8 protein-coding genes and 1 pseudogene are annotated in these 12,388 nt (G+C 46.2%); all 9 read right to left on the reverse strand.

Annotated elements, in window-relative coordinates:
• Positions 1–7: 7 nt before the first annotated feature.
• On the reverse strand, positions 8–4,210 hold the full coding sequence (rpoC, locus tag R7093_RS23185) for a DNA-directed RNA polymerase subunit beta' (protein ID WP_005382514.1): 4,203 nt from the start codon (positions 4,208–4,210) through the stop codon (positions 8–10).
• A 104-nt stretch (positions 4,211–4,314) separates the two neighbouring features.
• Complete coding sequence (gene rpoB / locus R7093_RS23190; RefSeq protein WP_005384685.1) at positions 4,315–8,343, reverse strand: DNA-directed RNA polymerase subunit beta; 4,029 nt, start codon at positions 8,341–8,343, stop codon at positions 4,315–4,317.
• Between the two features lie 252 nt (positions 8,344–8,595).
• On the reverse strand, positions 8,596–8,964 hold the full coding sequence (gene rplL, locus R7093_RS23195; protein WP_005382540.1) for a 50S ribosomal protein L7/L12: 369 nt from the start codon (positions 8,962–8,964) through the stop codon (positions 8,596–8,598).
• A 57-nt stretch (positions 8,965–9,021) separates the two neighbouring features.
• Entirely contained in the window at positions 9,022–9,516 is a 495-nt protein-coding gene (gene rplJ / locus R7093_RS23200; protein ID WP_005382538.1) for a 50S ribosomal protein L10, read from the reverse strand.
• A 293-nt stretch (positions 9,517–9,809) separates the two neighbouring features.
• Complete coding sequence (gene rplA, locus R7093_RS23205; protein WP_005384683.1) at positions 9,810–10,511, reverse strand: 50S ribosomal protein L1; 702 nt, start codon at positions 10,509–10,511, stop codon at positions 9,810–9,812.
• 4 nt (positions 10,512–10,515) lie between these two features.
• Positions 10,516–10,944: a 50S ribosomal protein L11 gene (gene rplK, locus R7093_RS23210; protein WP_005384682.1), complete on the reverse strand. Its 429-nt coding sequence runs from the start codon at positions 10,942–10,944 to the stop codon at positions 10,516–10,518.
• Between the two features lie 164 nt (positions 10,945–11,108).
• Entirely contained in the window at positions 11,109–11,657 is a 549-nt protein-coding gene (gene nusG, locus R7093_RS23215; protein WP_005384681.1) for a transcription termination/antitermination protein NusG, read from the reverse strand.
• A 13-nt stretch (positions 11,658–11,670) separates the two neighbouring features.
• Positions 11,671–12,051, reverse strand: coding sequence for a preprotein translocase subunit SecE (secE, locus tag R7093_RS23220; protein ID WP_005384680.1), 381 nt, complete (start codon positions 12,049–12,051; stop codon positions 11,671–11,673).
• A 266-nt stretch (positions 12,052–12,317) separates the two neighbouring features.
• Positions 12,318–12,388 (reverse strand): annotated as a pseudogene (locus R7093_RS23225) (elongation factor Tu); the annotation flags it as partial.

Below are 12,388 nucleotides of genomic sequence, written 5' to 3' on the forward strand. Positions count from 1 at the left end.
ATATGACTTACTCTTCAGAAGAGAAACCAGCGTTTAGAAGTGCCGCTAGGTTATCCGTTGCTTGCTCAGCAGAAGGACCATCTTGCGCTTCAGAACGTTTAGCTTGACGCTCTTGGTGGTATGCGAAACCAGTACCAGCTGGGATCAGACGACCAACAATTACGTTCTCTTTCAGACCACGTAGGTCATCACGCTTACCAGAAACCGCAGCTTCTGTTAGTACGCGAGTTGTCTCCTGGAACGATGCCGCAGAGATGAACGACTCAGTCGCTAGAGATGCTTTAGTAATACCTAGTAGTTCACGTTCGAAACGTGCAGGCTCTTTGCCTTCAGCTTCTAGGTTACGGTTAGCAATCTTAACTTGTGAGTATTCAATCTGCTCACCAGGTAGGAACTCAGAGTCACCAGAGTGAGTAATAGTACACTTACGTAGCATCTGACGAACGATAGTTTCAATGTGCTTATCGTTAATCTTAACGCCTTGTAGACGGTAAACTTCCTGTACTTCGTTAGCAATGTACTGCGTTACCGCGTGTACGCCACGTAGACGTAGGATGTCATGTGGAGACTCTGGACCATCTGCGATCACGTCACCACGTTCAACTTTTTCACCTTCGAATACGTTCAACTGACGATGCTTAGGAATCATCTCTTCGTAAGCTTCACCGCTTTCACGTGTGATCACTAGGCGACGTTTACCTTTCGTCTCTTTACCAAAGCTCACAGTACCTGTGTGCTCAGCAAGGATTGCAGGCTCTTTCGGCTTACGTGCTTCAAATAGGTCAGCAACTCGTGGAAGACCACCGGTGATATCTTTGTTACCGCCAGACTTCTGAGGAATACGTGCTAGTGTTGCACCAACACCTACTGCTGCGCCATCTTCGATGTTCACAATCGCTTTACCAGGTAGGAAGTAGTGAGCTGGCATATCAGTACCAGGGATCATTACATCGTTACCTTGCTCGTCAACAAGTTTGATAGCTGGACGCATATCTTTACCTGCTGAAGGGCGAGCTGCTGGGTCAGTTACTTCGCTTGAAGATAGACCAGTTAAGTCATCCGTTTGACGAGATACTGTTACGCCGTCGATCATATCTACGAATTGGATGCGACCTGCTACCTCAGTAATGATAGGTAGTGTGTGCGCTTCCCAGTTTGCAACTGTTTCGCCAGCTTGAACTGTATCACCATCGCCTTTGCTTAGTAGCGTACCGTAAGGCAGTTTATGCTTCTCTTTAGTACGACCAAACTCATCAACGATAGTTAACTCTGTCGCACGAGAAGTGATAACGATCTTACCGTCATCAGCCAATACAGATTTAGCGTTGTGTAGCTTGATAGAACCGTTGTTCTTAACTTGAACACTGTTCTCTGCCGCTGCTGTCGATGCCGCACCACCGATGTGGAACGTACGCATCGTTAGCTGTGTACCTGGCTCACCGATAGACTGAGCAGCAATAACACCCACTGCTTCACCTTGGTTCACTAGGTGACCACGTGCTAGGTCACGACCGTAACATTGTGCACAACAACCGAAGTCAGAATCACACGTTACTACAGAGCGCACTTTCATGCTGTCTACTGAGTTCTCTTCCATGATTTGACACCACTTCTCATCGATCAGGGTGTTACGTGGAATAAGAACGTCTTCAGTGCCAGGTTTTAGTACGTCTTCAGCAACAACACGACCAAGAGCAAGCTCAGAAAGTGCAACTTTAACATCACCACCCTCGATGTGAGGCATCATGTCGACACCTTCGTGAGTGCCACAGTCATGTTCAGTTACAACAACGTCTTGAGCAACGTCTACTAGACGACGAGTTAGGTAACCCGAGTTCGCTGTTTTCAGTGCCGTATCCGCAAGACCCTTACGAGCACCGTGCGTTGAGATAAAGTACTGAAGTACGTTTAGACCTTCTTTAAAGTTCGCTGTGATCGGCGTTTCGATGATTGAACCATCTGGACGCGCCATCAGACCACGCATACCCGCAAGCTGACGAATCTGTGCTGCAGAACCACGAGCGCCCGAGTCCGCCATCATATAGATGCTGTTGAATGACTCTTGCTGTTCCTCTTCACCGTCACGGTTAACTACCGTTTCAGATGAAAGGTTTTCCATCATTGCTTTCGCAACACGGTCGTTGGTCGATGCCCAGATATCGATAACTTTGTTGTAGCGTTCGCCCGCAGTAACAAGACCTGATTGGTACTGTTCCTGGATTTCACGTACTTCTTCTTCCGCTTCTGCGATTTCAGTGTACTTAGCTGCTGGTACAACCATATCGTCGATACCAACAGATACACCAGAAAGTGCCGCGTATGCGAAACCTGTGTACATGATTTGGTCAGCGAAGATTACTGTGTCTTTCAGACCTAGTTTACGGTACGCCTCGTTAAGTAGGTTAGAGATTTGCTTCTTACCTAGCTTTTGGTTAACGATGCTGTACGGTAGACCAGCTGGCACGATTTGCCATAGCATTGCACGACCAACAGTGGTGTCTACCATCTTGGTTTCTGTAGTGCTGTTGCCGTCTTCGTCTACAACAGTTTCTGTAATACGTACTTTAACGCGTGCGTGAAGCTCAGCTTGTTTAGTGCGGTATGCTTTCTCAGCCTCTTCTGGGCCAGAAAGGTACATGCCTTCACCTTTCACGTTGATCTTTTCACGAGTCATGTAGTACAGACCCAATACAACGTCCTGAGAAGGTACGATGATCGGATCACCTGACGCTGGCGACAGAATGTTGTTTGTCGACATCATCAGAGTACGAGCTTCAAGTTGTGCCTCTAGAGTTAGAGGTACGTGAACCGCCATTTGGTCACCATCGAAGTCCGCGTTGTACGCCGCACAAACAAGTGGGTGTAGCTGAATCGCTTTACCTTCGATCAGTACTGGTTCGAACGCCTGGATACCTAGACGGTGAAGTGTCGGTGCACGGTTCAATAGTACGGGGTGTTCACGGATTACTTCGTCTAGGATATCCCAAACGACCGCTTCTTCACGCTCTACCATTTTCTTAGCAGCTTTGATTGTAGTCGCAAGACCACGAGTCTCTAGCTTGCTGTAGATGAATGGTTTGAATAGCTCAAGTGCCATCTTCTTAGGAAGACCACACTGGTGTAGACGCAGGTATGGACCTACTGTGATTACAGAACGGCCAGAGTAGTCTACACGTTTACCTAGAAGGTTCTGACGGAAACGACCTTGTTTACCCTTGATCATATCAGCAAGAGATTTCAGAGGACGCTTGTTAGAACCTGTGATCGCACGACCACGACGACCGTTATCTAGTAGAGCATCAACAGACTCTTGCAGCATACGTTTTTCGTTACGTACGATGATGTCCGGAGCCGCTAGCTCTAGAAGACGCTTCAAACGGTTGTTACGGTTGATCACACGACGGTATAGATCGTTAAGATCAGAAGTCGCAAAGCGGCCGCCATCTAGAGGTACTAGAGGACGTAGATCTGGCGGAAGTACTGGAAGTACAGTTAGGATCATCCACTCAGGGTTGTTACCCGATGCGATGAACGCTTCTACCAGCTTAAGACGCTTAGTTACTTTCTTACGCTTAGTTTCAGAGTTTGTTGTCTCTAACTCTTCACGCATTTGTTCTGCTTCAGCGTGCATATCCATAGAACCTAGTAGGTCCTTGATAGCTTCCGCACCCATCTTAGCAGTGAACTCGTCGCCCCACTCTTCTAGACGATCTAGATACTCTTCTTCAGTAAGCATCTGACCTTTTTCTAGATCAGTCATACCAGGCTCTGTTACTACGTACATTTCGAAGTACAGAACGCGTTCGATATCACGTAGAGGGATATCCATTAGTAGACCGATACGAGACGGTAGCGATTTTAGGAACCAGATGTGAGCTACTGGTGAAGCCAGTTCAATGTGGCCCATACGGTCACGACGAACTTTAGTTTGTGTAACTTCTACACCACACTTCTCACAGATAACACCACGGTGCTTCAGGCGCTTGTACTTACCACAAAGACATTCGTAGTCTTTAACTGGACCAAAGATACGCGCACAGAACAGACCATCGCGTTCAGGTTTGAACGTACGATAGTTGATCGTTTCAGGTTTTTTAACTTCACCGAAAGACCATGAACGGATCATGTCTGGTGAAGATAGACCGATTTTGATTGCATCAAATTCTTCGGTCTTATGCTGTGCTTTTAGAAAGTTTAATAAGTCTTTCACAATCAGCTCCTGTAAGGAGTTAAAAGGAGCTCACTCGCTAAAGTGAGCACCTTCTTCCAAATAATCGCTTTGATTCTCTCGACTTTCATCAAGAGAGAAAAGGATTACTCTTCGTCTTCTAGCTCGATGTTGATACCTAGCGAGCGGATCTCTTTCAACAGTACGTTGAACGATTCTGGCATGCCAGGTTCCATGCTGTGGTTACCGTCTACGATGTTCTTGTACATCTTAGTACGGCCGTTAACGTCATCCGACTTAACCGTTAGCATTTCTTGTAGCGTGTAAGCAGCACCGTATGCTTCTAGTGCCCATACTTCCATCTCACCGAAACGCTGACCACCGAACTGAGCTTTACCACCTAGTGGTTGCTGAGTTACTAGGCTGTACGAACCAGTTGAACGAGCGTGCATCTTGTCATCAACAAGGTGGTTCAGTTTCAGCATGTACATGTAACCAACAGTTACAGGACGCTCAAACGCATCACCTGTGCGACCATCAAACAGTGTTAACTGACCTGATGTTGGTAGATCTGCTAGCTCAAGAAGTGCTTTGATTGACTCTTCTGGAGCGCCATCAAATACAGGAGTCGCGATTGGTAGACCGCCACGCAAGTTCTTGATCAGAGTACGTACTTCATCATCAGATAGAGAAGCAATGTCTACTTTCTGGCGAGTGTCGCCTAGATCGTAAACTTTTTGTAGGAACTCGCGGAATTTCGCTAGTTCTTGCTGCTCTTTAACCATCTGGTTGATCTTGTCACCGATACCTTTCGCTGCCAGACCTAAGTGTACTTCTAGGATCTGACCGATGTTCATACGCGAAGGTACACCCAGTGGGTTAAGTACGATGTCTACAGGCTGACCTTTCTCATCGTATGGCATGTCTTCAACAGGGTTGATCTTAGAGATTACACCCTTGTTACCGTGACGACCCGCCATCTTATCACCAGGCTGAATGCGACGTTTAACCGCTAGGTAAACCTTAACGATCTTCAGTACACCAGGTGCTAAATCATCACCTTGAGTGATCTTACGACGCTTAGTTTCGAACTTCTTATCAAAGTCGGCTTTTAGCTCATCCCACTGCTCAGCAAGTTGCTCAAGCTGAGTTTGTAGTGCGTCATCTTCTAGCGTTAGTTCTAGCCACTTCTTACGATCAGTTGTGTCTAGTTTCGCTTCAGAGTAACCGCCTTCAATCAATACAGCTTTAACACGGTTTAGAAGGCCGCCCTCAAGAATCTGGAATTCTTCAGTTAGGTCTTTCTTCGCTTCTTTAAGCTGCATCTGTTCGATTTCAAGCGCACGCTTGTCTTTCTCTACGCCATCGCGAGTAAAGACTTGAACGTCGATGATCGTACCTGATACAGAGTTAGGTACACGTAGTGAAGTATCTTTAACGTCAGATGCTTTTTCTCCGAAGATTGCACGTAGTAGCTTCTCTTCAGGCGTTAGCTGAGTTTCACCTTTAGGTGTAACTTTACCAACTAGGATGTCGCCACCCTTAACTTCAGCACCGATGTAAACGATACCTGACTCGTCTAGTTTAGACAGAGCAGACTCACCTACGTTTGGAATATCCGCTGTGATCTCTTCAGAACCAAGCTTAGTATCACGCGCCACACAAGTCAGTTCTTGGATGTGGATAGTCGTGAAACGGTCTTCTTGAACTACGCGCTCAGATACTAAGATCGAGTCTTCGAAGTTGTAACCGTTCCAAGGCATGAACGCGATACGCATGTTTTGACCAAGCGCTAGTTCACCAAGGTCTGTTGAAGGACCATCAGCAAGAACGTCACCGCGTGATACAGGCTCACCTGGCATCACACATGGGCGCTGGTTAATACATGTGTTCTGGTTAGAACGTGTGTATTTAGTCAGGTTGTAGATGTCGATACCAGCTTCACCTGGTACTAGCTCTTCTTCGTTAACTTTAACAACGATACGAGAAGCATCTACTGACTGGATTACACCACCACGTTTAGCAACTGCAGTTACACCTGAGTCAACGGCTACGTTACGTTCAATACCAGTACCAACAAGCGGTTTGTCAGCTTTCAGTGTTGGAACTGCCTGACGTTGCATGTTCGCACCCATCAATGCACGGTTCGCATCATCGTGTTCTAGGAACGGGATAAGCGATGCAGCGATAGATACAACCTGGTTTGTCGCAACGTCCATGTACTGAGCGTGCTCACGAGGGTGTAGACCAGATTCACCTTTCTGACGAGCTGTGATCAGCTCATCTGCAAAAGTACCATCTTCGTTTAGCTTAGCGTTCGCCTGTGCGATAACGAATTGGCCTTCTTCGATTGCAGATAGGTAATCTACTTCGTCTGTTACTACGCCATCTACAACGCGACGGTATGGTGTCTCTAGGAAACCGTACTCGTTACAACGCGCAAACGCAGATAGAGAGTTGATCAGACCGATGTTTGGACCTTCAGGCGTTTCGATAGGACATAGACGACCGTAGTGAGTTACGTGTACGTCACGTACTTCGAAGCCAGCACGTTCACGAGTTAGACCGCCAGGACCCAACGCAGAAATACGACGCTTGTGCGTTACTTCTGATAGCGGGTTGTTTTGGTCCATGAACTGTGAAAGCTGTGAAGAGCCAAAGAATTCTTTAACTGCCGCAGAAATTGGCTTCGCGTTGATCAAGTCTTGAGGCATGATTGCGTCAAGATCGCCTAGGCTTAGACGCTCTTTAACTGCACGCTCAACACGTACTAGACCTACACGGAACTGGTTCTCAGCCATTTCGCCTACAGAACGGATACGACGGTTGCCTAGGTGGTCGATATCGTCCACTTCGCCCTTACCGTTACGGATCGCGATCAGCTTCTTCATCACTTCGATGATATCAGTTTCATCAAGTGTGCCTTGCTCTTGAGCATCTTCACGGCCGATAGAGCTGTTGAACTTCATACGACCAACAGTCGATAGATCGTAACGCTCTTCAGAGAAGAATAGGCTTTCGAATAGAGCTTCTGCAGCTTCTTTTGTTGGCGGCTCACCAGGGCGCATCATGCGGTAGATTTCTACCAATGCAGAAATACGATCAACCGTGCTGTCGATACGTAATGTTTCTGACATGAATGGACCGTGGTCTAGATCGTTCGTAAATAGAACTTCTAGCGCTTTGTGGCCTGCCTGAGATAGGTTCGCTAATGCTTCCAGGCTGATTTCCTGGTTAGCGTTAACAATGATCTCGCCAGTTGCTTCATTGATGTAATCTTTAGATGCAACTTTACCAACGATGTACTCAACTGGTACTTCGATGTGATCAACGCCATCTTTTTCTAGTTGGCGGATATGACGAGCTGTTACGCGACGACCCTGCTCAACGTAAACTTTACCATTTGCTTCGATGTCGAATGACGCAGTTTCACCACGTAGACGATCAGGAACCAACTCCATCAATAGAGTTTGGTCTTTCACTTCGAAGTTCACTTTCTCGAAGAAGATATCTAGGATTTCTTCTGTCGACTTACCTAGTGCTCGAAGGATGATCGATGCTGGTAGCTTACGACGGCGGTCGATACGAACGTACAAGTTATCCTTAGGATCAAACTCGAAATCAAGCCATGAACCACGGTAAGGAATAACACGTGCGTTGTATAAAACTTTACCTGAAGAGTGGGTCTTACCCTTATCGCTGTCGAAGAACACGCCTGGGCTTCGGTGCAGCTGGGATACGATAACCCTCTCGGTACCGTTGATTACGAAGGTACCATTGTCTGTCATGAGTGGAATTTCACCCATGTAGACTTCTTGTTCTTTAATGTCTTTTACAGTACCTGCTGGCGCGTCTTTATCAAAGATAACTAGGCGTAGTTTTACACGTAGTGGCTTTGAGTAAGTTACACCGCGGATTTGACATTCTTTAACGTCAAAAACTGGCTCACCAAGACGGTAGCTAACGTATTGCAGCTCAGAATTGCCGTTGTAGCTCTGAATCGGGAATACAGAACGGAAAGCGGCTTCAAGACCGTATTGACCTTCAGGATCCTGTTCGATAAATTTGTCGAACGAATCGAGCTGGATCGATAGCAGGTATGGAATGTCCAAAACTTGTGGACGAGTACCAAAGTCCTTACGGATGCGCTTTTTCTCGGTATAAGAGTAAACCATGGGGTTCCTCAGCTCGCTGATAAGTGACCCAAACTGTCCGCCCGCTCCTAGTTACTTAAGGGGGGTAAGGGACAGTGACTAATATAGCTGTTTACTGTAGTGACATTTCATTTCGTAAGAATGAAATGTTTTTTGCATGGATATCAGGCGCTTAAACAGCGGGAAAATTCGCCTATACCCTACAGCGCAAAAAGGCCGGTGGTTAAAAAACCACCAGCCAATTAGCCGTTAGGCTAAGAAACTATGCAATAATTACTTAACAGCAACAGTTGCACCAGCTTCTTCTAGCTGAGCTTTAAGAGCTTCAGCTTCTGCTTTCTCAACACCTTCTTTAAGAGGTGCTGGAGCGCCGTCTACTAGAGCTTTAGCTTCTTTAAGACCTAGGCCAGTTGCGCCACGTACTGCTTTGATTACAGCAACTTTGTTACCGCCAGCAGCTTCTAGGATTACGTCGAATTCAGTTTGCTCAGCAGCAGCTTCGCCTGCAGCAGCGCCGCCAGCTACAACAGCAGCAGCAGCAGAAACACCGAATTTCTCTTCCATTGCTTCGATTAGTTCAACAACTTGCATTACAGACATTTCTGCAACTGCGTCTAGGATTTGCTCGTTAGTAATAGACATAACAATTCTCTTTTAAGTCAACAATAAGTTTATTAAGCAACCAGTAAAAAGCAAGGCTTATGCCGCTGCTTCTTGTTTTTGATCGCGGATAGCTGCGATAGTACGCGCCAGCTTGCCAGCCGAAGCTTCTTTCATGCACATCATTAGGCGTGCAATTGCTTCGTCGTAAGTTGGTAGTGTTGCTAGTACTTCAGCGTCAGTTAAAGCGCCTTCAAATGCAGCAGCTTTGATCTCGAAATCTTTGTTCTCTTTAGCGAAGTCTTTGAAAAGACGCGCTGCAGCACCTGGGTGCTCATTAGAGAATGCGATTAGAGTAGGACCAGTGAAAGTGTCAGTTAGACACTCGTACTCAGTACCTTCAACCGCACGACGAGCAAGAGTGTTACGAACAACTCTCATGTAAACGCCAGCTTCACGAGCTTGTTTACGTAGAGAAGTCATCGCGCCAACTTGAACGCCACGAGAATCAGCTACAACTGCAGAAAGTGCACCACTGGCAGCTTCGTTGACTTCAGCAACAATTGCTTTTTTGTCTTGAAGGTTTAAAGCCATCTTGGATTTACTCCTGGTTGTCGTTACACCACTCACTATCATCACGACAGTGAGAGCTATTGAGGTGCTTCCCCAGAAGAAAGTTAACTATATTACATAGAGCTTTCTGTCAGTTCGGGCACCATCTACGTAGGATAATTAAGTTTGCTTTTACACAAACACCTACGGTCTTGGACGGAGACTGGGTCTTAATTCATTTCGAACTAGGAGACAGTTCAAAGAACCAAAGTTCAGCCCCAACCACAAATATTAGGCGCAAAATTATACACTAATTTTGCGCCTAAGCAAATAAATTATGCTTGAGTGTTCAGGCTAGCCTGATCAACAGCAACACCAGCACCCATAGTAGTAGAGATGCTTACTTTCTTCAGGAAAGTACCTTTCGCTGAAGATGGCTTAGCTTTCTTCAGAGCAACTAGAAGTGCTTCTAGGTTCTCTTTGATCTGCTCAGCAGAGAAGTTTGCTTTACCGATAGTAGTGTGGATGATGCCGTTTTTGTCGTTACGGTAACGAACCTGACCAGCTTTAGCGTTTTTAACTGCTTCAGCAACGTTAGGAGTTACAGTACCAACTTTAGGGTTTGGCATAAGACCGCGAGGACCTAGGATAGTACCTAGTTGACCTACAACGCGCATTGCATCTGGAGAAGCAACAACTACGTCAAAGTTCATTTCGCCTTTCTTAACTTGCTCAGCAAGATCTTCCATACCTACGATGTCTGCGCCAGCTTCTTTAGCTGCTTCAGCGTTAGCACCTTGAGTGAACACTGCAACGCGGATTTCGCGGCCAGTACCGTGAGGTAGTACAGTTGCACCACGTACGTTCTGGTCAGATTTACGAGCATCAATGCCTAGGTTAACAGCAACGTCTACAGACTCAACGAATTTAGCAGTCGCTAGTTCTTGAAGAAGAGCAACAGCTTCGTTGATTTCGTATTCTTTAGTTACGTCAACTTTTTCGCGGATTACGCGCATGCGCTTAGTTAGTTTTGCCATCTTATTAACCCTCTACCACTAGGCCCATTGAACGAGCAGTACCAGCGATAGAACGCTTCATCGCTTCGATGTCAGCACCAGTCATATCAGCAGCTTTAGTTTCTGCGATTTCTTGGATTTGAGCGTCAGTTACAGTACCAACTTTTTCAGTGTTTGGACGACCTGAACCAGACTTAACGCCAGCAGCTTTCTTAAGAAGAACAGCAGCAGGTGGAGTCTTAGTTACGAACGTGAAAGAACGGTCGCTGTATACTGTGATAACTACTGGAGTTGGTAGACCTTTCTCAATAGATTCTGTTTTTGCGTTGAACGCTTTACAGAATTCCATGATGTTCACACCGTGTTGACCTAGTGCAGGACCTACTGGTGGACTAGGGTTAGCCATACCAGCAGCAACTTGTAGCTTGATGTAAGCTTCAACTTTCTTAGCCATGATAATTCCTAAGTTTGGGTACAAACGCTAATCGCGGATCAGCTCCCCGTTTGTGTAAGAAACTTTTTACTTCACTTGAAGTAAAAAGGCGCGAAATTATAGTCATAATCCGCGCCTTATACAACCCTAAAAAGGTGATTTTTTATACTCTTTGACGAAGAGTCTTAGTCCAGCTTTTCAACCTGACCAAATTCAAGCTCAACTGGTGTCGCACGACCAAAGATCGATACAGACACTTTCAGGCGGCTCTTCTCGTAATCCACTTCTTCAACAGTACCGTTGAAGTCAGCAAATGGACCTTCGTTAACACGTACCACTTCACCCGCTTCGTACATTGTACGCGGACGAGGCGCTTCACTCGCTTTCTCAAGACGATTAAGAATCGCGTCAGCCTCTTTATCCGTGATAGGTGCCGGACGGTCTGAGGTACCACCAATGAAGCCCATGACACGCGGCACACTGCGTACTAGGTGCCATGATTCATCGTTCATAATCATCTGAACAAGGACGTAACCTGGGAAGAACTTACGCTCAGATTTGCGACGCTGACCCGCGCGCATTTCCACTACTTCTTCAGTAGGAACCAGTACTTCACCGAATAGCTCTTCCATGCCGTGCATTTTGATATGCTCGCGCAGAGATTGAGCTACACGACCTTCAAATCCAGAGAAGGCTTGAACCACATACCAGCGTTTTTTTGGAGCTTCACTCATGAATAAAAACCCTCTATACCCCAGTTGCTAGAGCTACTAGACGAACCATAATTCCGTCAATACCCCATAGCACTAGAGCCATTACAATACTTACAGCTAAAACGATCAGTGTTGTTTGCATGGTTTCTTGGCGAGTAGGCCAAACAACTTTACGTACTTCCATACGAGATTCTTTTGCAAAACTGATCGCTGCTTTACCTTTAGTCGTTGTTGCTGCAACGCCTAAGGCAGCTGCAATAAGAACAACAACGCCTGCAGCACGAACCACTACAGACATTTCACCATACAGGTAATTACCCACAACAGCGGCAGCTGCCAATACGAAAGCGGCTACCCACTTAAACGTATCTGCTGCGTTTGAGCTATCAGGAGTTTCAGCATTATTTGCTTTCATAAAACCAACCTGTTACAAGTCTTAATATAGACGACAACAACCCCGCTGTTGCAGGGCAAACTCCATATCGCTGAAAAAATCAGCGTACTCTTCTTAAGATTAAGCCTCTTTGCTTAATCTTGCTCTGCGCCCAACCCACTTCTGAACAAGAAAACAGCAAAAATAATGTTGAGTGCAGAAAAAGGGCATCAAATGATGCCCTTTTTGCTACTGGTTCGTCAAATCTAATTCAAGATTTTCCGAAAGCATCGCTAATTCGCTATGAATTAGTCGAAGATCTTAGCAACAACACCAGCACCTACTGTACGGCCACCTTCACGGATCGCGAAACGTAGAC

This window comes from Vibrio sp. 1580 (genome assembly GCF_033340055.1).